The organism is Paenibacillus sp. MAH-35 (genome assembly GCF_058135425.1).
In genome coordinates, this window is sequence record NZ_JBYUPU010000002.1 from 177,621 (window position 1) to 200,361 (window position 22,741).

At 55.6% G+C, this 22,741-nt stretch carries 21 protein-coding genes and 1 riboswitch; of the genes, 7 read left to right on the forward strand and 14 right to left on the reverse strand.

Translation table 11 applies throughout. From position 1 onward, the window contains the following. Positions 1-216: 216 nt before the first annotated feature. The 3 genes from AC3Y2E_RS02530 to AC3Y2E_RS02540 are packed head-to-tail and all read right to left on the reverse strand — an operon-like array spanning position 217 to position 2,482. A complete protein-coding gene (locus AC3Y2E_RS02530; RefSeq protein WP_379206804.1) occupies positions 217-627 on the reverse strand; it encodes a RidA family protein in 411 nt (136 codons plus the stop codon). 33 nt (positions 628-660) lie between these two features. After that, the gene (locus AC3Y2E_RS02535) at positions 661-1,434 is read right to left on the reverse strand and encodes an SDR family NAD(P)-dependent oxidoreductase (RefSeq protein WP_379206807.1); all 774 of its coding nucleotides are present in this window, start codon (positions 1,432-1,434) and stop codon (positions 661-663) included. Between the two features lie 46 nt (positions 1,435-1,480). Next, entirely contained in the window at positions 1,481-2,482 is a 1,002-nt protein-coding gene (locus AC3Y2E_RS02540; RefSeq protein ID WP_379206809.1) for a Gfo/Idh/MocA family protein, read from the reverse strand. Between the two features lie 639 nt (positions 2,483-3,121). Here AC3Y2E_RS02540 and AC3Y2E_RS02545 point away from each other — a divergent pair. After that, a complete protein-coding gene (locus tag AC3Y2E_RS02545) occupies positions 3,122-3,781 on the forward strand; it encodes a helix-turn-helix domain-containing protein (RefSeq protein WP_379206811.1) in 660 nt (219 codons plus the stop codon). 141 nt (positions 3,782-3,922) lie between these two features. Here the strand turns inward: AC3Y2E_RS02545 and AC3Y2E_RS02550 are convergent, their stop codons facing one another. After that, complete coding sequence (locus AC3Y2E_RS02550) at positions 3,923-6,400, reverse strand: family 78 glycoside hydrolase catalytic domain (RefSeq protein WP_379206813.1); 2,478 nt, start codon at positions 6,398-6,400, stop codon at positions 3,923-3,925. A gap of 16 nt (positions 6,401-6,416) precedes the next feature. Continuing rightward, complete coding sequence (locus tag AC3Y2E_RS02555) at positions 6,417-7,697, reverse strand: ABC transporter substrate-binding protein (RefSeq protein ID WP_379206815.1); 1,281 nt, start codon at positions 7,695-7,697, stop codon at positions 6,417-6,419. Positions 7,698-8,123: 426 nt separating this feature from the next. On the opposite strand from AC3Y2E_RS02555, the gene AC3Y2E_RS02560 reads away from it, so the two are divergent. From AC3Y2E_RS02560 to AC3Y2E_RS02580, 5 genes are read left to right on the forward strand one after another with little or no spacing between them, the layout of a single operon-like run. Continuing rightward, a complete protein-coding gene (locus AC3Y2E_RS02560) occupies positions 8,124-9,263 on the forward strand; it encodes a serine hydrolase domain-containing protein (RefSeq protein WP_379206818.1) in 1,140 nt (379 codons plus the stop codon). A 32-nt stretch (positions 9,264-9,295) separates the two neighbouring features. Then, positions 9,296-10,444, forward strand: coding sequence for a serine hydrolase domain-containing protein (locus AC3Y2E_RS02565; RefSeq protein ID WP_379206820.1), 1,149 nt, complete (start codon positions 9,296-9,298; stop codon positions 10,442-10,444). A 1-nt stretch (position 10,445) separates the two neighbouring features. Further along, the gene (locus tag AC3Y2E_RS02570) at positions 10,446-11,246 is read left to right on the forward strand and encodes an ABC transporter permease (RefSeq protein WP_379206822.1); all 801 of its coding nucleotides are present in this window, start codon (positions 10,446-10,448) and stop codon (positions 11,244-11,246) included. After that, positions 11,243-12,025 (forward strand): ABC transporter permease, encoded by a 783-nt coding sequence (locus AC3Y2E_RS02575; protein WP_379206824.1) that lies wholly within the window; start codon positions 11,243-11,245, stop codon positions 12,023-12,025. The genes AC3Y2E_RS02570 and AC3Y2E_RS02575 overlap by 4 nt, the downstream gene beginning before the upstream one ends. A 7-nt stretch (positions 12,026-12,032) precedes the next feature. Beyond that, entirely contained in the window at positions 12,033-13,031 is a 999-nt protein-coding gene (locus AC3Y2E_RS02580) for an ABC transporter ATP-binding protein (RefSeq protein WP_379206826.1), read from the forward strand. Between the two features lie 238 nt (positions 13,032-13,269). On the opposite strand, the gene AC3Y2E_RS02585 is transcribed toward AC3Y2E_RS02580, so the two are convergent. From AC3Y2E_RS02585 to dapA, 5 genes are all read right to left on the reverse strand, one after another. Beyond that, entirely contained in the window at positions 13,270-13,587 is a 318-nt protein-coding gene (locus tag AC3Y2E_RS02585; RefSeq protein ID WP_379206828.1) for a hypothetical protein, read from the reverse strand. A gap of 451 nt (positions 13,588-14,038) precedes the next feature. Continuing rightward, positions 14,039-14,668 (reverse strand): DUF3298 and DUF4163 domain-containing protein, encoded by a 630-nt coding sequence (locus tag AC3Y2E_RS02590; RefSeq protein WP_379206831.1) that lies wholly within the window; start codon positions 14,666-14,668, stop codon positions 14,039-14,041. Positions 14,669-15,220: 552 nt separating this feature from the next. Next, on the reverse strand, positions 15,221-15,424 hold the full coding sequence (locus tag AC3Y2E_RS02595) for a hypothetical protein (RefSeq protein ID WP_379206833.1): 204 nt from the start codon (positions 15,422-15,424) through the stop codon (positions 15,221-15,223). A 138-nt stretch (positions 15,425-15,562) separates the two neighbouring features. Then, positions 15,563-15,649: riboswitch (cyclic di-GMP riboswitch) on the reverse strand. 74 nt (positions 15,650-15,723) lie between these two features. Beyond that, positions 15,724-16,566 carry a class I SAM-dependent methyltransferase gene (locus tag AC3Y2E_RS02600; RefSeq protein ID WP_379206835.1) on the reverse strand — a complete coding sequence of 281 codons (843 nt, stop codon included), beginning with the start codon at positions 16,564-16,566 and terminating at the stop codon, positions 15,724-15,726. Between the two features lie 91 nt (positions 16,567-16,657). Next, the gene (gene dapA, locus AC3Y2E_RS02605) at positions 16,658-17,536 is read right to left on the reverse strand and encodes a 4-hydroxy-tetrahydrodipicolinate synthase (RefSeq protein WP_379206837.1); all 879 of its coding nucleotides are present in this window, start codon (positions 17,534-17,536) and stop codon (positions 16,658-16,660) included. A gap of 363 nt (positions 17,537-17,899) precedes the next feature. On the opposite strand from dapA, the gene AC3Y2E_RS02610 reads away from it, so the two are divergent. Continuing rightward, positions 17,900-18,784, forward strand: a complete 885-nt coding sequence (locus AC3Y2E_RS02610; RefSeq protein ID WP_379206839.1) for a LysR family transcriptional regulator — start codon at positions 17,900-17,902, stop codon at positions 18,782-18,784. A 145-nt stretch (positions 18,785-18,929) separates the two neighbouring features. Here the strand turns inward: AC3Y2E_RS02610 and AC3Y2E_RS02615 are convergent, their stop codons facing one another. The 4 genes from AC3Y2E_RS02615 to AC3Y2E_RS02630 all read right to left on the reverse strand — a co-directional run bounded on the left by AC3Y2E_RS02615 (position 18,930) and on the right by AC3Y2E_RS02630 (position 22,586). Next, positions 18,930-19,664 (reverse strand): glycerophosphodiester phosphodiesterase, encoded by a 735-nt coding sequence (locus AC3Y2E_RS02615; RefSeq protein WP_332074845.1) that lies wholly within the window; start codon positions 19,662-19,664, stop codon positions 18,930-18,932. Between the two features lie 218 nt (positions 19,665-19,882). Then, the gene (locus AC3Y2E_RS02620; protein WP_379206842.1) at positions 19,883-20,437 is read right to left on the reverse strand and encodes a glycerol-3-phosphate responsive antiterminator; all 555 of its coding nucleotides are present in this window, start codon (positions 20,435-20,437) and stop codon (positions 19,883-19,885) included. Between the two features lie 57 nt (positions 20,438-20,494). Beyond that, positions 20,495-21,265: an HAD-IIA family hydrolase gene (locus AC3Y2E_RS02625; protein ID WP_190931583.1), complete on the reverse strand. Its 771-nt coding sequence runs from the start codon at positions 21,263-21,265 to the stop codon at positions 20,495-20,497. Positions 21,266-21,863: 598 nt separating this feature from the next. Then, a complete protein-coding gene (locus tag AC3Y2E_RS02630; protein ID WP_379206845.1) occupies positions 21,864-22,586 on the reverse strand; it encodes a hypothetical protein in 723 nt (240 codons plus the stop codon). Between the last annotated feature and the right edge of the window lie 155 nt (positions 22,587-22,741).

The window sequence follows — 22,741 nt, forward strand, 5'->3', positions numbered from 1 at the left end:
TAATAAACAGCCCAGCAAGCTGTCTACTATTTAGAGTTTTCTCTCCTGACTCCACCCTAAACGGTACTGCCTATTCGGTTGTTACCGTCTGACATTGTACTAGTTATAGCATAGCCGTAAAAAAGTTGTCAATCCCGCCAAAAGCGTTTACATGATCTTGATACGGCACGGCTCCCGGCTTGCAGACATTCCCCGTTTCATCATCTTCCGAAAGCGTCATTGTCCAGCCGTCTCCCGCGAAGACGGAAGCATGGCGACACATTCGATCTCCACCGTCATCCCCGGCGGAAATTGGCCGATCTCCACCGTGCTCCTGGCGGGCGGCTCGTGCGCGAACGTCTCCGCGTACACTTGATCATAAGCTTTGAAATCGTCCAGATTCCGCAGAAACGACGTCACTTTCACAACATGCTCCAGCGACGTGCCCGCCGCCTCCAAGATTCGCGCCATATACTGAAGCACGAGACGCGTCTGCCGGACGATATCGTCCGGGTACAACACTTTGCCGGTGCCCAGCTCGAACGGGCAGGTGCCCGCGACGTATACCATATCGCCGGTCTTGACGGCTTGCGAATACGTCCCTCCCGGTGCCGGCGCTTTATCGGTATATACGATTTCTTTTCTCACAGATAATCCCTCCGTCGTTCCGCGAAAATAAACTCAGGCGTTTTTGCCGAAGACAGCCCCGCCGTCCACATAAAGCGGCGCCCCCATCACAAAGGAAGACTCGTCGGAGGCCAGGAACAAGGCGGCTTTGGCGACATCTTCGGGCAGCCCGAGCTCTTCGCTCAGCTGGCGTTTCTTGATGGAGGCGATCGCCTCCTCGGGGTCGTCGTACGACTTGCGCAAGTACTGTTCCACGAACGGGGTGAAAATCGTCCCGGGCAGCAGAGCGTTCACCCGGATACCGAACGGGGCGTAGTCGACCTGCATCGATTTGGTCAGTGCAAGCACCGCTCCCTTCGTCGCGGCATAGGAAGCCCGGCGCGCAAGTCCGATCTCGGCCACGCAGGACGACATGTTGATGATTGCTCCCCGCTTTCGTTCCATCATATGGGGGATTATATATTTGCTGGGCAAATAAACGCCTTTAATATTGATGCTCATGATCCGGTCCCAGACGTCCGGTTCGATCTCGTGCAATCGGCCGACGCCGCTGATCCCCGCGTTGTTGAACAACACGTCGATCCGGCCGAACCGCTCCAGCGCCCGCTCCGCCATCAGCCGGACTTCCTCCGGATTCGTGACGTCCGCCTGCAGAAACACGGCCGTTCCGCCCGCTTCCCCGATCCGTCTCACCGTCTCGGCGCCTTTGTCCGCATCCAGATCGTTTACGACAACTGCGGCTCCCTCGGCGGCGAACAGCAGCGCCGTACTTTGTCCGATGCCGGACCCCGCTCCAGTGATCAGACATACTTTCTCTCGCAGTCTCACGGGTTCTCCTCCTCTGCTCTTGCTTCCTGCCAGTTGCCGGCCGCGGCTAAGCTTGCGGATATTCCTCCCGGCCGCTTGCGCACGAACGGATGATCGCCTCGGCTACCGCGATCCCGTGCACCGCATCGTCGAACGACGTATACTCGGGCTTCGTGCCGGCCGCCACGCAATTACATATATAAGTAAGCTGCTCCCGCAGCACGCCGAATGCGCTCCCGTTCAGCGTATGGTGAATAAAATAGTCCGGCGACGTCCGTCCCGCCCCGTCCCACAGCTGCAAATTGGAGCCGCTGTTGGCAAATTGGGCCGTTCCGTTCAGTCCGATCACTTCCGCCGCGTCGTTCATCACGATGCCCGCTTCATCCGGCGTCATCCAGTTGCTGTGCAAAAACGCCATCGTCCCGTTCTCGAACTCGAGACAAGACCATAAAATATCCGGGACGACCTCGTCGTTAACCGCCTTGCCGTAAGCCTTTACCGTTTTGACCCGGCTGCCCGCATACCAGATGGCGATATCCAGATCGTGCACCGTCAGCTCGAACACGGTATGCGTCCGTTTGTACGTGCGGAACATCCCCTTCGTCCGGCCCCGCTTCAAGTACATGCTCTGCGGCTCGCCGATCCGGCCCGATACGATCGCGTTTTTGATATCCGCGTAGCGCGGCTCGAACCGGAGCAGATGCCCGGCGAATATAAATTTGCCGTTACGCTCCGCGGCCGCAGCCATCTCCGCCGCCTCCTCCAGCTTGGTGGACACCGGCTTCTCGACCAGCACATGCTTGCCGGAATTAAGCGCCGCGACCGCAGGACCGCAATGCTCGTGCTCGAACGTCGCGATGCTGACCAGATCGATGTCCGTACGCTCCAGCAGCTCCTCGCTTTTCGTGTACACGTTCGGCACGGAATATTTGTCGCACAGTTCCTTTACCCGCTCCCCGTTACGGTCGCATAATGCGACGACCTCCACCTGCGGCATCGCATGAAACGCTTCCAAGTGACAGCTGCCCCAGCTGCCCAGCCCGATAATCCCCACTCTCACTTTGCTCATCCGTGTATTCGCTCCTTTAGTATCGCGCTAACTTTTATATATTATATATAATGCATGCAATAGAATTATATCGCCTTCAACCGTTCGTTTCAACCTCTTTTTACTAGACCGGCTGGAGGGGAGCTTGGGGTGCGGGGTTAGTTCGGAGGGCGGAGGGCCGGGTACGGGTTGCGGGTTTGGGTTTGGGTTTGGGTTTGGGTTTGGGTTTGGGTTTGGGTTTGGGTTTGGGTTTGGGTTTGGGTTTGGGTTTGGGTTTGGGTTTGGGTTTGGGTTTGAGGTGCGGGGTGCGGGTGCGGGAGGCCAGCAGGAGCAGCAGCAACACAGTTATATGGATCAACCGTTGTCTCATTTTTGGCACCCTCAGCTGCAGCAATATACTTTTTATCATCACAGATCGATGATATGATTAAGGAGAAATGAAGATTATTTCTGATCTAATATACGAAATATTACAAAAAAAGCGAGGGAACCCCCTTGTCGAGCCAATCCGCTTACGTCCCGCACGATATGTATTACATGTACTGGGAACGAAAGGAAAAATTTCTGCTGTATGAAGATATCGACGAGAACTGGACGATATATGCTGTTGAGAACGGGTCGTTTTACTTTGAAATCGGGGAAGAGCAGGGAACCGCTTCTTTGGGCGACATCGTGATTTGTCCTCCCCGAACTCCTTTTAGGCGTGTCGTTGTTTCCCCGCTGTCCTTTCATAATATAAAAGTCGCGTTGCGTCTTCCCGAACAGGAGACACAGCCGGAATCGCACGAAGCTCCATTGTTTCCGAGACGAAAAGTCAGCATCGCCGATTTGGAACGCCTGCGACTCAACTTTGACCGTCTGAAAGTGCCCAAGTTAAGAGCGACACCATCCGGACGCCGAAAAATAAGCCATTATATTCTCGATATCTGGTACTTGATCTGCGACGAATGGGGGATTGATCATCAAACAGTTGCGCATGAGATGCCGCATACCGTGCATGATCCCGATATGGCCTGGGCAGTGCAGGAATTGAAACGGCATGCTTTCGAAGAGCTGCAAATCAAGCAGCTTGCCGCAGCGCTCGGACTGACGCCTACCCAATTTACAATCCGATTCAAAAAGGTCTTCTCTACCACACCCCATACCTACATGACGTCATTAAGACTGGAGAAAGCCTGCACCCTGCTGCTGGAAACACAGATGAATCTGAACCAGATTTCGGAGTGTTGCGGCTACCAGAACGGGTATTATCTGAATCGGGTGTTCACCAAAGAAATGGGCATAACGCCGGGAAAATACAGAAAAATGCATCAGATTTGATTCCGGATAAGAGAACTTCCTCTAACCTGAAGGTGGGGAAAACTCCGCCATCGTATTTCACCGCGCTTCAGCTGTCTGCCCGATGAACTTTAGGCGCCAGGAACGGCGCCATTTTGTGTATCCGCAGCTGCGTATTGTCCTCTACGTTTCTTGCTCCGTCCATTCGAGAGCATGTCTGCCCGGGGGACAAATCCGTCCTCTGACGATCGCTTCGCTGCCCTCAGGTACAACCAGCTCCAAGCTGACCCGATCCTCCCGCCTGTGCACATCGATATGAAATTCCCCGGCAGGAGTGGCGACCGTCCCCTTGGCATGCGCCATGCCGAACAACCGGGGAGCTACATGCACCCGCTTGAAGCCCGGGGCCGCCGGACTTACCCCAAGAATCTGTTCGGCCATAAACACGATCGGCATCGCTGCCCAGGCATGGCTCGCGCTTTGATACCGCACGTCCCCTTGTGCCGTCCGGTAAAATACTTCCCAGTTTTCCCATGTCGTCGTAGCCCCCGCCTCCACCATGGCGCCGTATCTTTCGCGAATCATCTGCAGGACGAGACCGGATTGCCCGTGCGCGGAAAGCGCCTGGTATACGCTCAGCATAAAGTAGGGACTGGCTTTAAGAACCGGGTAGCCCGCTTCCCGGAAAAATACGTTCCGGACGATGCAGTCCGCCCGTTCCTCTCCCGGGCGGTGCAGATGAAGCAGCGCGAGACTGTTCGTAATCTCGCTGATCTTTTCGCTTTTTTTGCCGTTCACGACGCAATCGGCGTAACCCCCTGCGGCTTCGTTCCATAAAAGCCGTTTGATGCCGTCCTCCACCCGATCAGCCAAACCTCCGAAGACGGCCGCCGCTTCCGTATCGTTTTCTTGATAGGCGAAATGGACGGCGACACGCAAAGCCTCCACATATTGCAGGTTAAGCGCGCCGATAATACCGCCCCTCGCTACATCCGGGGCCGATCCCGCCGGCAGCTCCCCCCAATCGATAAACGACCAGTACGGAACATCCTCCAGCGCGCCTTCCTCGTTGATATACGCAGTAAACCAGCGAAGCGCCAGGACGATGTTCGGCCACCACTCGGCGACCTTGCTGTTGTCGGCCGTATAGAACTCGTAGTCGCTGAATGAACAAATCCACTGCAGGCAAAAAGACGGGATGGGGGGAAAGTTATGATGGCCGTCCGGATACCGCGATTTCGTCATCCCCGATTCATCCTGGGATTGCCCGATCTGCATGAGCAGCTTCGCGTGCAGCCGGCTGTCGCCGGTAAAGTAATAGTTGTAAATCGACTGTACGCGCCCGTCCCCCATCCACTGCTGCTGTTCGCGGCTGGACGAGTCCAGAAAACCGTCCTGCATGCAGCAGCGCAGCGTATGCGCCGATATCGTCCATATGCGCTCCAGCTCGTGATCCGGACACGCAAAACCCGAGGTTCGGGATGCGGGGTAATACCTCGTCCGGATGCCGACACGATGGAACGTAAGCGGCCCCTTATGATTCCGCACGCGAATCTGCACGTAGCGGAACGCCTTCCAGCCGAAGGCCAGCTCCAATCCGTTGCGTCCGCCGGCGAGAACGAACCGGTCGAAGGAGCGGTTGTTGTTCGCATTCAGCAGCGCTTTACCTTCCCATAATTCTTCGGCATAAACCACATCGAGAATATCTCCTTCCGCCCCGGTCACGTCCAACTGCAGGAAACCCACTTCCATGCGGCCGAAATCAAAGGTGACAACGGATGCCTTTCCTTGCTCTGTCCGCTGTACGGTATGTTCGGCCGTTCCGACACTGTCCACAGAAGAAACGGTCAGTCCGGCTTCCTCTTCCATAATCTGCTTATGCAGCCGATCCACCGCCTCCGGCCGTTCGACCAGCTCGCCGATCCCTGCGATACGGCAAGCAGTAACCTCATCTTCTTCGAGCAGCGGAATGTCCCGCGGGACGAGGTTCCAGAACGGCGACAATTGGCGGTTCCGCGCTTTGGCCGACATCCAATTCCCATCGTCGTATCCGGGCTGCTGCCACTGCCCGTCCTCAAGCCGCGCATCGTAAACTTCCACCGGTCCTTGACAGCCGTTAATACGCGGGGCATTCCGTTCATAGGCGGGATGCAGGCTGCATTTCCAGCTGGCGTCGCTGGCGATCCGCGTGCAGCCCCCGTCCTCCTGATCGACCGTACATTCCACCAGCAGCGCCGGAATCCGGTGAACGGATTGTCCCGTGCCGTAACCGTAGTGGAGAGCGAGAACGGCAATCGTATTGGGCCCGGGTACAAGCAGGGCGCTAATCTCCCATACGTCGTAATATTGCCAGCGCGGATCGCTCCGGCACGGTCCCCGGCCCACGTAATGGCCGTTGATGTACAGCATGTACCGGGAGTCGGCAAAAATCCGAAGCTCGCTTCGTTTGGCGGTCCCGGGCAGTTCGAATTCGTGACGGAACCGGCAAAACGAATTTTTAGGCTGCTCGTAATACGTCTCGACCTCGGACGGATGCCAGATGATCGACGTTCGACGATCCCACAGGATCTTTTCATGTAACGGACGCTTGCGGAAAAAACGATGCATCCGGCTTTCCGCGGCAAGACCTTCCCTGGCGGATTGCGGTTCTTTGGCAGTCATCGAATGGATCATCCTTTCATTTGTTTCGGGCTGATTGTTCTTGCACTTCGTCGTATTTTTTCTGAATCGCTTCCTGTGCATTGCGATTTGCGGTATTGACGTCCAGCTGATTGGTGTTCATTCCCTTGATCTGGGCGGCAAGCACGGCGTCCCCTTGCTCCGTAATTTTGTCCGCGACATAAATCGACGTCTTGCGGTTCTTCACTGCGTCCACATGCTTGCCGAGTTTCTCTCCTTTCTCGAAGATAGCCACCGTATCCTCCTGCAGCTCGCCGCTGAGCAAATAAGAGAGCACCTCAAACGCCGCTTCCTTCTTCTTGCTGGTCGATGTGAGAACGAATACGCCGCCTTCGGGCGGTACTACTCCCGGTGCATCCGGAAAGGACGGAAAGGTCGCGATATCCCAGCGGAATTCCTTGTCGTATTTCTCTGCGTTCAAGAACAGCTCCCGCACCGAACCCGCCCACATGGCAAAATTTTTGTCATTCGTGAACGTCGTGATGCCGTTTGGCGGCGCCACTCTGTTTTGTTCGTCATAGAGTCGTTTATTCACGCGAAAGAGGTCCACCCATTTCTGCCCGGACAAGTCGACCTTTCCCTGCTGGTTGACGTAATTGAGTCCCTGCTGCCAGGTCAGGACGCCGGACGGATTGTTCACATGCAGCCCGTAATAGGCTTGGCCGCCATCCATCCGCGTCAGTTTTTTGCCAAGATCGATCGCATCATCCCACGTCATTCCGTCTTTCGGGTACGCTACACCGAATTGATCGAATCGATCTTTATTGTAGGCGAGCGCATAGGTCGAGTACGTTTTGTTCGTGGAATCGGGCAGAGCAATCAGTTGTCCGTTGCCGCTGTAGCGTCGGATCGATTCCAAGTTTTCCGGACGAAACTTGTTCAGGTCGAATTGGTTCGCAGAGACCATCGGACTTAAGTCGGTGCCAAGCTTCAACTCCTGCACTTCGGGAAGCTTTCGGTACACCACATTAATCAAATCCGGCATATCGTTGGAAGCCAGCAGCTTTTCCAGTCCCACATTCACGCTTTTGTATTCAAACGTGACGTGCGGGAATTTCGCCTTCACCTGCGGATTTTCCGATATTTTCAGCTTAAATTGCTCTTCCGTCCCCGTCATTCCGAAAACGAGCGTGACCGGATCATTGCTTTTCGGTTTTGCAGCACCCGGGACAGGCGCTCCTGTTGCTGACGGATCACTTGGCTTGCCGCAAGCGGCCAACGAGCATATGACGAAAGCGCTTACCAAAGAAACCTTCCAGAATCTTTTCATCTTTTCCATCGACTCCCTCTTCTTCGCAACTTTTTGGACAGCATCATAACTACGCTACAAACGTTCGCAACATTCGCTATCTATTTCTTTAAGCAAATTCCGCGTTTCACTATCTATCGTCCGCATCCGCGAAAAATCGGTATTTAGGAGGCGCCTCCTCAAACCTATTCTTCATTTGCATTATAGAATTAATCCATACCGATAAAAATGCATTTTCTATTTTCAAATCATATACAAACTGTCGACTGCACCTTCAAGCTGTTCTCGAAAAGGTTTCCCCTTTTTCCCGGGACGGTTTTCTTGTAGTCCTTACTATTTCGGAAAAAACGGATAAACTAAAATGCCCCATAGACGGAACGTACGTTCTGTCATATAATGGATAAACATCTGGTCATTTCAGGAATTCATCCTAGATCCAGGAAGTGAGGAATCGGTATGATCCGAGGAACGGAAGTGCCGCTGTATCATGACGGACGGACAGACGCGACCCCTGAACAAGCCGCCTACGATCCGGCGCGGTTAGCCAGGCTCGACGAGCATTTGTCGGAGCTGATCAGTCACAATAAGCTGCAATGCGGCAGCTATTTGCTGGCGCGAGACGGGCGTATTTTCGCGCACCGGGCGATGGGCAAGCTGACTTACCGGGAAGGCGGCCCGGACTTGATGCCGGACAGCATCCGCAAGACGTATTCGGTCACCAAGTTTTTCACCGCGGTCGCCGTCATGCAGCTGATCGAGGAAGGCAAGCTGTATTTGGAACAAGCGGTGTCCACCGTGCTGAAGCCGTTCGATACGCCACTGCACCGATCGATTACCGTGTTTCACCTGCTTACGCATACATCGGGTGTATATCCGGACCCCGGCTGCATGATGGAGCCGTATCCGACCGCCTGGTTCGGCGGTTTGAAGGGGTATGACGATTGGGTTACGAATGCGATCTCGGGCCCGCTCTCCTTCAAGCCAGGCGAACAATACGCTTACTCCAGCTGCGGCTACGCCATTTTGGGCGAGATCATCGCCAAAGTATCGGGCATCCCGTACGAGCAATACATACTCCAGCACATCATAGAGCCGCTCGGCATGACGCGAACGTTTTTCAAGGTGCCGGTCCATTTGCGCGGTGAAGTATGCGTGACGAGCGACTGGCAGGTCGAGGAGCTGGAGTGGAGTGAAGAACGCACGGACGGTCCTCCCCCGGCCGGAGGCGGCTTGTATTCGACGCTCGAGGATATATGGAAGCTCGGTCAAATGATGCTGGACGGCGGAACGTTCGGCGGTGTCCGCATCCTGAGCCGGAAATCGGTCGAAGCGATGACCAAGAATAAGCTGTCCGGAGTCAAAACCCACGTATGGGGAAGTAATATTACCGACTACCAGTTCGGGCTCGGCTTATTCCTGACCACGCCTACGATCGAGACGCCGGGAACGTACGGACACGAGGGCTTCGGCCGGTGCGGTATCAAGGTCGACCCGGAGGAGCGGTTCGTAGCCGTATTTATCGTACCGACCGGGATTCAATGGGCCCCCGAATCGGTCATCGGAACGAAAGCCGTTATCTGGTCGGGCTTGCTGTAATCACGAATCGACGACGAAAAGAGGGATCGCTAATGGCAATCGAACAGCAGCATGCAAGCTCCATCCATCTGGGGCATACGGACGCAAGCCCGTCCGAGGTAGGCTTCGACGGCGGACGGCTTGAGGTGCTGGACCGGCATTTCCAACAGTTGATCGGGGACGGAAAGCTCCAAGCCGCCTCATATTTGCTTGCCCGCCACGGCAAAATATTCGCCCATAAATCGATGGGCCCAAGAGTCGGGTTCGAGGATGGCGGCGATCTGCAGCCGGATTCGCTGCGCCGAATCGCCTCCACGACGAAAGCGTTTACAGCGGTCGCCGTCATGAAGCTCGTCGAAGACGGAAAGCTGTATCTCGAGCAGCCCGTATCCACGATTTTGCCGGAATTCGACACCCCCTTGCATAAAACGATCACCGTGTTTCACCTCCTCACGCACACGGCGGGCATTTGCCCGGACCCGGGCTATTACTTGGAGCCGTATCCGCGGGGCTGGTGGAACGCGAGCGAGCAAGATAATTGGATCAAGGGCGTCTTGTCCGGTCCTCCGCGAAGCAAGCCCGGGGAGTTTTACAACTATTCCAGCTCGGGCTACGGCATTCTCGGCGAATTGATCGGCCGCGTAACCGGCATGCATTACAACGACTACGTCGAGCAGTCGATTATCGAGCCGCTCGGGATGGACCGGACCTTTTTCGATGTGCCGGAACAGTTCCGCGACGAAGTATGCCTTGTCGTGCCGTTCGACGCGGAACGTTTGACGACGAGTACGAAGCAGCCGGGCAAAATGCCGCGTGCCGGCGGCGGACTGCATTCCACGCTGACGGACTTGTGGAAGTTCGGACAAATGATGCTGGACAAAGGAGCGTTTCGCGGCAGCCGCGTCGTCAGCCGAAAAACGGTGGAGGCGATGACCCGCAACCATCTGTTCAAGGTACCGGCATACGCCTGGGGCGTGCAAATTCCGTCCAAAAACTACGGGCTGGGGCTCAATTTGTTTCTGGAGAGAGGCGAGCTGAAGACGCCGGCGACGTTCTCCCACGAAGGGGCGGGCCGCTGCGCGCTGCATATCGATCCCGTCGAGCAGCTGGTCGCCGTCTATTTCGTGCCGACCGCGCACGACGGATTTTTGCCCGAATCGATTATCCATCCGAGCAATATCATTTGGTCGGGCTTGCGTTGACATGCTGCGGGTATTAAAATCCGTCGCTTTCGTCACCTACAAGGAGTGGGCGGCTTATCGTTCGCATATGGCCGTCTCCCTCTTCGTGGGGCCCGTTCTGTTTCTCGTACAGCTGCTCATCTGGCAGGCGGTGTTCTCTTCGAGGGATACGGTCGGCGGATTGAATCTTACGCAAATGCTGACCTATTACGGCATCATAACGGTCATCCATTATGCCATCTTCGACTTCGCCGACTGGAATTTGCAGATGCTGATCCGCACCGGCAAATTTCTCACCTTCCTGCTCAGACCGGTGTCGCACCGCTGGTTCGCTTTATCGCAGAAAGCGGGCCACCGTCTTCTCGGCTTTTGGCTCGAGCTCGTCCCTGTCGCCCTTATTCTGTACTTCGGTTTTCGTATCGATCTGATACCCGAGTATCCGGTGTGGGCCGTCCTATCTATAGGCTTAAGCTTTCTGATGATGTTTCTCGTTAATTACTGCATCGGCCTCACCGCCTTCTGGCTGACGAACGCGCACGGGATTCGCGGGATGTTCCATCTGCTTCGCGACTTATCGGCGGGCGTCTTGATCCCGCTCACCTTGTTGCCGGATACGCTGCAAAAAATCTTGTTCGTGCTGCCGTTCCAATTTATCGTGTACGTGCCGACCCGGGTGGTCATCGGTTCTTACGAGTTAGGGGGCATCACGATGTCGATCCCGCAAATCGTAGCCGTTCAGGCGGCTGCCGTTATCGTCATGTGGCTCGTCTCCGAATGCTTGTGGCGGCTCGGAATCCGGCATTTTACGGGGGTGGGCGCATGACGAACGGGCTTGTCGCCTATGCGGAAATCGTCAAAACATCAATCGCGAGCCGAATGGCCTACCGCGGCGATTTCTGGATCAGCTCCCTGATGACGATCGCCGGGGAACTGATCGTGCCGCTCCTTACGTTTCTCATCTATCGCTCGGGTGCTTCCTTCCCCGGGTGGAGCCTGAATGAGGTGCTGCTCATTCAAGCGGTGTTCCTGCTGTCCAAAGGCATCGCCTTTCCGTTCTTCTTCGGGATCGTCTGGAATACGCTCGACAGGGTCCGGGAAGGAACGTTCGATCTGCTGCTCATCAAGCCGCGCTCCGCACTGTACATGGCGCTGGTCACCGGCTTTCAGCCTGACGGCTTAGGGCGTCTGCTAGGCGGCGTGCTGCTGCTCGGGGCGGCCGCTTGGATCGTTCCGGCCGCAGGAATCGCCGGCTGGCTGTTGTTTGCGGCGCTGATGCTGCTGTCGGTCATGGTGCTGTTCTCGTTCGCGCTGTTCATGTCCGGCCTGCTGTTCCGCTGGGTCGGCAGCAGCCGGGTATACGACATATTCGATTCGGTCACATCGTTCGGGCTGTATCCCCGGACCGTCTTCTCGAAATCGTTCGTCGGCCTCGTGCTCCACGCCGTTCCGGTCATGATGATCGGCTTTATCCCGGCGTCCGCGCTGCTCGGCAAGCTGCCGCAAGACGTATGGATCGCCGCTGCCGTCAGCTTCGCCTTTTTCCTGCTCAGTCTGGCGTTCTGGCACCGGATGCTGGGCAACTATACGAGTGCGGGTGGTTAAGTTTAACATGAACATGCTGATCGAAGTACGCGAGCTGTGCAAAACGTATACGACGCATCAACGCGGCCATACGTTCAAGGAAGCTCTGAAAAGCCTGGTTTTCCGCAAAACGGTCGAGGTGCCCGCCGTGAAAGGCATCTCGTTCCAGGTGCGGCAAGGCGAAATCGTCGGATTTCTCGGCCCGAACGGAGCCGGCAAATCAACGACGCTCAAAATATTAACCGGCGTGCTTCATCCGACCGCAGGCGAAGTCCGAGTGATGGGATACGTCCCCTGGAAGCAGCGCAAAAGCTACGTCGCCCGCATAGGCGCCGTATTCGGCCAGAAATCCCAGCTGCTGTGGGATATTCCGCCGCTCGACGCCTTTTATATGAACAAAGCGATCTACTCGATTCCGCAGTCCGAGTTCGAAGAAACGCTCGAAGAACTGACGGAATTGCTCGACGTCCGAGACGTGATGCGCAAGCCGACGCGGCAGCTGTCGCTCGGGGAACGGATGAAATGCGAATTTATGATGGCGATGCTGCACCGCCCGCAAATCGTCTTTCTGGACGAGCCGACGATCGGCCTCGATGTGATCGCCAAGGACAAAATCCGCGAGTTCATTCTGAAGATGAACCGCAAAGGCGTCACCTTCATCCTGACGACCCACGATCTCGACGATGTCGAGCATCTGGCCGAGCGCGTCATCGTAGTCAATCACGGCGAAGTTGTCTTCGACGATACGATTCAAGCGATGCGGGGCCATGTCGGCGGCGGGAAAATGATCCGTCTGCTGACCGCGGAGCCTTTCCCCGAGCTGCAAATACCCGGCGTTACCGTGGTACGGATGCTGTCCGAGCAGGAGGCCGAAATCGAGCTGAACACGGGCGTTCTGAATATCAGCGAATTTATCGCGACGATGAACGGCATGTGCACGCTGCTCGATATGTCCGTTCAGGAGCTGACGATCGATCGGGTCATCAAACAATTGTATTTGACGCATTCGCCACGAACGGACGGATGACGCACTTTTCCATTGTCGATGGGGAGATTCGAAGCAAAACGTAAGGGCCGGAGAAATTGTTCAATCGGTATTTCCCTGCAAAAAGGACCTCATCCTCCACTTGGCCGTGGAATTGAGGTCCTTTCGGTTTCGGAGCTCGGTTTGGAGCTCGCTCCAGTACTGCCGGGCATTTGGGGACAGCCCCTCGTGCATGGAACTCTGCATAGTGTGCCTAGTCCGCGCCGGGGGCCGCCCGTTCCTACGAGCTGGAATAGCTTTTATGCTTGCGCCTGTAGTACTTGTAACCCTGATTATGGTGATACTGGTTCGGATGCTGGTTCGGATATTGGTTTGGATATTGGTTCGGATGCTGGTTTGGGTACTGGTTCGGGTTCTGGTTCGGATATTGGTTTGGGTATTGGTTCGAATACTGATTCGGGTGCTGGTTCGGATGGTTCGGATAATGCGGCGGGTAACCGCCTTGTCTCTTATAGTAGTCGCTGCTGGAATATCTCGAATAGTGTCTTTTGGAGCTCAGCTTCTTATGCAATAAATCTTGTAGCATTCGTTTTAACATTGGCGTATCCTCCTTCGCCTTTTGGTTGTTATTACGCAGAAAATGGGACTTGGTTTCAAAGCTGCAAAATAATCAGCTTACGGGGCTTACGAACCTAGAACCCCTTATTGGCTAAAGTGCAGCGATTTGGAATTGTTACGAACTCCAGAGACATTATTTCCTGCATAAGTTCGCACTCCCGCCCATGTTCGACTCCATAAGGTAGCTGGGATTCGTTAGATCTGTTATGAAGTCTTGTTACGGCTATAAGTACGATATGGTTCGTTAGCTCAAGGTCATAAGCTCATAAGCTCATAAGCTCATAAGCTCGGCCTGCGGGCTTGCGTTCTTTACGCCGGAGGACAGAAGGCGCATTTGCTCGCTCGTCCAAAGCCGTGTATAAAAAAAGAGCGGCAAACCGCTCAAAAACGATTCTGTACTTTGTGTACCCCAAATCACGTGCGCCGAATCTTCAGACCACGGCGTGCTGAAGCTTGCCGATCGGTCCTTCGGGATCGGCTATATCCGCGATTTCCGTATACGGAATCGGGAAAGTCGGGAATCCGTAAGCGTAGGGCGTATATTCGTACAATTGGAAATACACGACAAGCTCGCTTGGAGTTAAATAATAGTCCTGATCCGGTCCGACTCCCTTGAACGTTTTGCCTTCCAGGATCGGCATGTCGTTCTCCTCGATTTGTCGCTTTAGAATCGCGTCAATATGCGCCTTATACCCGCTCCCATCGCGGAACAGATCATCGAAATCATAATCGTCCCCGTCCCACAAGTCCATCGTCAGCGACTTTTGCAGCGTGATGCCGTGAGCCGCTCCTTTTGCATAGGCGTAGTTTTGGAACACAATGCTGATCAGCCCGTTTTCGTTCAGCATGACCTCATAAATGCCGGTCATTTCCTTGTTTTTGTCCTCGACATAACCCTGATCGCGAATCATCTGGTAGACGAGCTTCAGAATCCGGTCGTTGATCTCATGCTGCGCTTTCCGGTTCGGCAGCCCGGTCAGCTGCGGATAGCGGATTTGCAGCCGCGGCTTGATCATCACTTTTTTCGATATTTGGGCCGATAAATTGCGGAATTCCATCATAGCGCCGGTACACCTCCTCCTCGCGGATCTTCGCCTAGTACTACCGATATTCAGCAGCAAGGAAAAGGTGCGCGCAAGATTGTATTTTTCCGGGAGAAGCCACAATTAAGCCTCGCATGATTTGAGAAAAACCTTTCGATAAAAACGTCCGGGCGATCCTTTGATGTACGAGCTATACGTTAGGTGCGCGGGAGACAGTGGGCACCTTCGGTCGGGAGCCGCTCGTTGATGGGGGTTGACGGCAACATACTCGTCTTCAATGAGGCTCGAAACCGTAAACCTCGTTCTTGCGGGCAAGAGTGTTCCTCTTCGCTGAACCGTACGCCCCGCGGGGAAATGTATGCACGCGGCTCTGAACAAAATAGGAGGCTTCGGCGAGGCTGTCGATTCATTATGGACAACCAAGTGGAAAGGGAAAAGTTACCTTCCACCGCTCCTATTCCGTGTCGATGCGACACTTGCTGACTCGACCGGGAAAGAGGCTCTGAACTATCAAAAAAACCTCCCGGCGTCCGGAAGGCTTCCTTTGTTCGTATTCGGCTCGATTCGGACTTAGTTTCCTTTGTATTCCTGGCATGACAAGCAGGTCGTCACATTGACGCAGGTCGGATGGATGGGACCGGTAAACTTGGTGCAATAAATGGGGGTTTTGTACTCCACATTCGAGGAAATTAAGGAGCAATATTTGCAATTGCCGATCAGTTCGACCGTTAACCGGTGCAAATCGCTTTTCAACTGCATCACTTCATCGTTCATACGCGCATCACCCCCAGATTAAGGTCACGAATGACGTCAGGCACCGCTTCTCTCCAAGCGTTCCTAAGCCTCCAACACAAAAAAAGACGACGCCCTAAAGCGACGTCCGTCCGGTTTGATGACGACATGCATCAGCTTATGGGCAACCCGGCTGTCATGGCGAAGTTCGCTGTAGACCCGTGGCTTTGCGCCCCTGGCTTTCGCCCAGGTTTGCCTTTATCCGATAATTCCTATCAACTATGCCCATAGTACCACATATTCCCGAAGTCATTAATAGGCATTTTGGACTATTTTGAGACTTAAGGCGCAAATGCCAAAATCCGCAGCCTCCAGTAATCGGCCACCCAGCGTCCGTCCCGGAACAAGGCCGGGCGCGCCAGACGTTTCACTTCCTCGTACGCTTCTTCTTTCCGGGCATCGGTCAGTCCGGTGAAAAAGACGCCGCCGAACATATCCAGCCAATGGTCCAGTCCCCTCTCGCCGTCCTCCAGCGGAGTAGGCCGCGAATAGTGCAGCGCATATCCGACACGGAAGCCGGAAGCTTCAAGCAGTGCCGCATATTGTCCGACCGATGGGAAATACCACGGATTACGCGGCTCCGGATCGACGCCGAAGTTCTCCAGCGTCCGGTAAATCGCCGCAACGATCGCGCCCACATTGTCTTTCCCGCCGAACTCGGCTACGAAACGTCCGCCTGGGACAAGGACGTTCCGGACGGCCCGGACGACGCCCTCCGGGCGCTTCATCCAGTGCAGGGCGGCGTTGGACATTACGGCGTCGAACCTCCGGTCCGTCTCGTACGATTGGCCGTCCGCCACCTCGAAGACCAGCTCCGGATATTTCGTCCGGGCCGCTTCGATCATCTCCGCCGAAAAATCGATCCCTTGTACCGCCGCTCCCCGGTCCGCCAGCACCCGGCACAAATCGCCGGTTCCGCAGCCGACGTCAAGCACCGCTTCGCCCGGTTGTACATCCAGCAGATCGACAAGCGATTTGCCGAACTCGGACACAAAACCGAGTCTCGAATCGTACAAGGCGGCATTCCAGCCGCTTGACGACTCCGGACGTCTACCGGCACCCGTACCACCTGTTGCGGCGCTCACGCCGTCTCCGTCTTTCTGACCATAGGGTTCCATTCTCATTTTCACGCACATCCTTCCTTCTACTTAATAGTAATTGTGAAGGATGTTTCGTTATTGGTCCAATATATGAAATGGATAATATTTATAGTTTTCACCTATCACAAGAAAGCAACTCTGCCAGCTTCCGCTCCAGTTCTTCGCTGACCGGCGTCATCGGAAGCCTTACCCGATCCGAAAGCAGCAACCCGGTTTGCTTCATCATCCATTTTACCGGCGAAGGGTTCGGTTCGGCGAACAGCAGGCCGATTAGCGGCACAAGCTCGTCGAACTTCGCTCTCGCTTCCAGCCAGCGGCCTAGAGAGAACTGCTCATACACCTCGACAAAACGGCCGGTATACATATTCGCGGAAGCCATCATCGCTCCGCTCGCACCGCAGCATAAAGCTGCGAAGAAGTATAGGTCGTCCCCGCACAGCAGCGCCTTGTCCGTATGGCCGGACAGCTCGATGAAGTTGCGGACTCCGCCGGTGCTCTCTTTGATTCCCGCCACACCTTCGATCCCGAGAATCGCGGCGATGTCGCCGGAGGTCAGCTCCAGGCCGGTCCGGTGCGGGATATGGTAGGCGACGACCGGGAGTCCGACATCGGCGACCCGCCGGTAATGCTCCATCACTCCCTGCTTCGACGGACGGTTGTAATACGGCGTCACGACGAGCGCGCCGTCCGCTCCCAGCGTCTGAGCCTGCTTCGTCAGGCTTACCGCTTCCGCCGTATCGTTCGAGCCCGTACCGATCAGAATCGGAAACGTTCGCTCTCCCCTTGCCTCCAGCGCAACCTCCATCAAGAGACGCACCTCTTCGGGGCGGACGGTCGGGCATTCCCCGGTCGTTCCGTTAATGACGATTCCATTCGCGCGCTGATCCATAAGAGTCTGCACGACTCGGCGGAAGCTGCCCGTATCCAGCTCGCCTTCCTCCGTAAAAGGGGTTACGACCGGAACGATAACGCCTTTTAATTGCTCAGTCAACATGTCGGATCACTCCTCGTCTGCGATTGACGTCGGCCGCATCGTTCCGGCTCTGACAACAATGTAGCACATTCAATACGATCGGAGTTAGCTATAATAATCGATTAATCCAATCGGCTTTAACGATGAATGGTAAAATGGAAGAAGGGATGGCGGCCGAAAGAAAAAAGCTGCCCTCCGATGAAAGCAGCTGCGAAATCGTAGGTTGATTAGTCATAGAACCCGGAGGAATACACCCTGCCCTACGAGTTCCCAAGGCTGATTTCTTCTATTTCTTCGTGATTAATATCCAAAATGAATCGATTTTAGCTATAATAAAGGATAGAAACAATCGGATTTGTCGATGAGATAAGGAGGGTGAGAGGTGTGGATGAAACTTTAATGCGGACGTTTCGGGAAACGGCTCGCCTATTAAATATAACCCGAGCGGCAGAAGCGCTCGGGTATGCTCAATCCAGTGTAACCGCGCAAATCCGCAAGCTCGAGGCGGAGTATGGCGTACCGCTGTTCGAGCGCAGCGGACGCGGCATCCGGCTTACCCCCGGAGGACGGCAGCTGCTCGCCTTTGCAGACCGGTTTCTCGATCTCGCCGAGGAATCCAAGCAGGCCGTGTCCGCAGAGTCGGCCGGATCGCTGCGGATCGGCACGATCGAATCGATGGCGGCGTTCGTGCTGCCGCCTTACGTGCGGCGGATGAAGGCGTCGTTTCCGCAAACCGAGCTGCTGCTGCAAACATCCGGCGAAGACGAGCTGCTTCAGGGCGTATTGCAGGGCGAATACGACGCCGCCCTGTTCCTGGAACGCAAATGCTCCGACCCGGAGCTCGTCACCATCCCGCTATGGGAAGAGCCGCTCGTGCTGGTCGCAAGACCGGACCATCCGCTGGCGGACGCCCCGGAAGTGGTGCCCGGCGATTTCGCCGGACACGCCTGGGTCGCCCCGGAGCGCAGCTGCGCGTACCGCGGCGCCCTCGCCGGGCTGCTCGCCGACTGCGGCGTACGGCCGCAAATATCCTGCGAGCTCGGCAGCGTCGAGGCGATCAAGCGCTGCGTCCTGCACGGCCTCGGCATAGCGCTGCTGCCCCGCTGCGCGGTCGAAGCCGAGCTCGCGGGCGGCCAATTGCGGGCGCTGCCGTTCTCGCAGCCCGAGCTGCGGCTGTACGTCCTGCTCGTCTACCCGGCCGGGCGCTGGGTATCCCGCGCGCTCGAAGGGTTTATCGCGATGATGCGGGAGTCTTCCGCTACATCCTAAGCTGGCTTGGTCTATCAAGGCTTAGTCTAGGTAAGCCTGGTCTGGCTTGGCTTAGTCTAGCTCGGCTTGGTCTAGCTAAGCCTAGTCTAGCTCAGCTTGGTCTAGCTAAGCCTTGATCTGACTTGACTTCGGCCTCCGCTTCGTCTCAGCTCTCCAGCAGCCGTTTCAGTCTGCCCGGATAATCGGTAATGATGCCGGAGACGCCCAGATCGATCATTTGCTTCATCTTCTCTTCTTCATTGATCGTCCACGGGTATACTTGCAGCCCTTTTTCCACGGCATCCTGGACCGCTTGTTTGTCAAGCCGCGCCCAGTAAGGATGCAGCGAATAAACCGGACCGTCGAGCAGACCGGCCATCCGGTAATGCTTCGAGATGTTGAAGCTGTACAAGAGACCGATGCGGATCTCCGGCTCGAGCGCCTTCAGCCGCTCCAGGCAGACGAAGTCGAACGAGGAGACGAAGACGCTGTCCAGCCGCTGCTTCCGCTTCAGCAGAGAGAGGAGCGCAGGCTCCAATTGGCCGTCTGCGGCTCCTTTGACCTCGACATTGATCTGAACGTCGGAAGGCACCAGGTCGAGCACTTCCTCCAGAAGCGGGATGCGCTCTCCGGCAAATTTCTCGTTATACCAGCTGCCGGCATCGGCCCGCTTCAGCTCCTCCACCGTCATCTTGCGGATTTCGCCCTTCAGGTCGGTCGTGCGGTCCAAGGTGGCGTCATGGCATACGATAATTTCCCCGTCCTTCGACAAGTGGACGTCCAGCTCAATACCGGTGCAGCCTTGCTCGAGACCGAGCGCGAATGCGCCGAGCGTATTTTCCGGGGCTTCGCCTGCCGCCCCCCGGTGTGCGATGACCATTACATTGCTTTTGGAACTCATTGTCGTTTCCTCCCGTGTTCGAATAGTAGACCTGCGGAGCGAAGCTTTCGGAATGAAAAAAGACCGGGCCGATCGCACGAACGAGCCGGAAAAGCTAATCTTTTCGCATGACGAAAAAACGCCGCTCCGGCCTATTCGGGCAATCTCTCGGTCTCCTCACCCAGACAGGTCGTACTTCATATCAGTTCAGGTATGTATAAGTCCGACTGGCGGACGGCTTACCACAGTTCGTTGGCGCCTACGGATACGGCGAGCGCGCCGGCCCTCAGCCCTTCGTCGATTTCTTGCTGATTCCCGACAAGTCCGCCGGCAATAATCGGCAGCGGGGTCATCGTCGTCATCTCCCGGATAATACGGGGCATGATGCCCGGCATCACTTCGATCGCGTCGGGAGAACTTTGCTCCACCGCTTTAATGCCGCGCACGACGGCGTTGCGGTCGATCAGGAAGATGCGCTGGATCGCGAGCAGACCGTGATCCTTGGCGGCTTTGATCAGCATGCTTTTGGTGGAGATGATGCCGGTCGGCCTGACATGTTTGGCGATATAAGCCAGCCCGCCCTTGTCTGCGGCGATCCCTTCAATGAATTCCATATGCAGAAACACATGCTTGCCCGCTTGCGTGACCCGCTCGGTGAGCTCATGGATGTTCAGCAGCGACCCGGTCAATAAAAAAATGACGTTGACTTTCCCTTGAAGCGCAGCATCGAGATCGGATTCTTTCTGAACGGCGGCGATCGTCTGATGATCGACGAGATCGACTATCGGGTACATGTAAGGTCCTCCTGTAACAGACTATCCCCATTATAACACGGAACGGACGATCCCGGCCTATAAGTCCACAATTTTAACTATGCTGGGCAAAATGGTGCGCGGCCGGTCCGGCCCCGCTTCGGCCTGCTCTCTCGTCCCGACTCCCGTGAGCACAAGCACCGAATGCATCCCGGCGTCGTTCGCCATGCGGACGTCGGTTTCCAGCCGGTCCCCCACCACGAAGCAGCTCGTTGATTCCAGCCCCATATGCTGCAGCGCTTCCTCAGCTGCGATCCGGGACGGTTTACCCGCTACGACGACGGCGGACTTGCCGAGCGCGCTCTCAAGCGCGGCGATAAAGGTGCCGGTATCCGGCAGCTGACCGTCCTCCAGCGGACAAGTAACGTCGGGATTGGAGGCGATCACGGCCGCCCCCCTCAGCGAAGCTTGATACAGCGCGTTCAGCTTGTCGTACGTAAAGCTGCGGTCCCACGACAAGACGACGATATCCGCTTTCCCGGCGTCCTCCGTGTACTCGACCCCGTGCGCCTCCAGCTCTTGACGGATCGGCTCTTCGCCGATGACGTAGACGCGCTGGCCCGGCTTCAACGTTCTCTGCAAATATCTCGCTACGATAAGAGATGAGTTCAGCACATCGCCAATCTCCGTAGGTATCCCCATCCGGGTCAGCTTCTGTGCGTAGGAAGCGCGGGTCGCTATCGGCTTATTCGTCAAAAAAACAACCTTGTCGCCCCGCTCCCTCAAGGTGCGGATCGCATCCGCCGCCCCTTCTATCATCCGGCTTCCCAAATATACCGTGCCGTCCAGATCAAAGATATATCCCTTCATGAGAAAAACCCTCGCTTTCCCCTTATGCCCGACGGAACGGCCGGCCGGAAAAACAAAAAACCTACACCACAGTAAACACGCTTTCGCATTAACGAAGGCTGTGTTTACGGGTATAGGTTACTCCTGTTCTCGAACCAGACCGTTCTATTCGGTTGTTATGAATTATAGAGGGACGGGCTTGTACTTGTCAATCGTTGTTCCTTCAGTAAGGACCGCCCGCCGTCGTTACAGTTCTACACCTGCTTCCATCGGACAACGACAGGCCCTGGATCAGGAAGAGGACGGCCAGTGAAGCGGAATCGAATAAAAGATGGCAATTGCCATTTTCTCCGCCCACACTTCGATCATGTTCATCATCCTTTGCTAACGTGTAACGCACAGGAGCCGCTTTGTGAATCGAAATCGATGTTGCATCCGCTTCCATTATACAGCAATATCTTCCAATTAAAAAAGGAAATTATTCCTCAAGACTTATCTCGGCAACCCGTCGCTGCCGCCGTCCCGGATGATGTCCCGCAGACATGCGCAAAGACGCTTCCAACCCCGCCGTCGAAGCGGGAGGAAAACGTCTCTTTCCCTGCGGTGTATGCCGTTTCGTTCAAGCAGGCGGCTTCTTCTCCGTCCGCCCGTGTTCCCGCATCATCTTGTGCATGCCGAACGCTCTTCGGGCGCTGGACTCTTCTTTTTTGAGCGCCAATCGGAGCAGAACGCCCATAATCCCGCCTGTCATAAACAGAAGCAGCAGCGGCATCGAGCCGCTCTCATACATGTCGTGACCGGAAACGGCCACGATTCCGTAACCGATCAGGCTCAGGACAAGCAGGGTGACGTTCAGCCGATTCCAGTGCACCGGAGCGAATACCGAATCCGGAACGAACGTGTAGCCCAGCCGGTATTTGCCGAACAGATAAGCGGCCAGGAAGGCGATGGCCGCCGTGGCGCATTGAACGGCCGTCCCTTTCCAGGTGACATAAAGCACCTCGGCCGGCGACAGCCCGAGCCGGTACAGCCCGAAGAGGACGGACTTCTGTACAAGAAGATACGCCAAGTAGCCGTAGGTCGTCATTAAACCTGCGTAAAAGGGCTGAATCCGATAAATTTGCCATAAGAAGAGAAATACGACGGGCGGCTGCAGCAGCGTAAAGGCCAGTTTGATCTGCAGCGTGTGAAACACGACGTAGGAAAACAAAGACAACAAAAACGCCGTAAACAGCAGCTGTCCCGCGTAATCCCGCAGCTGGAATCGAAACATAGTGAACATTAATACGACAAGCGCGAGCCACTCCAGCGAGGAGAACGATAGAAACAAGATGACATGCATTGGTGGTGTACGCCCCTAATCCTTAACTCCGGCACGAGTCCGATCCTATTTTCTTCCCTATTATACTACGGGTTCCGTTCATATAAAAAGCGGCAGGCCGAAGTAAAAATCGGAAAAACCGGGGCGGGTATATTCGGACACGATCCTGACGGGCA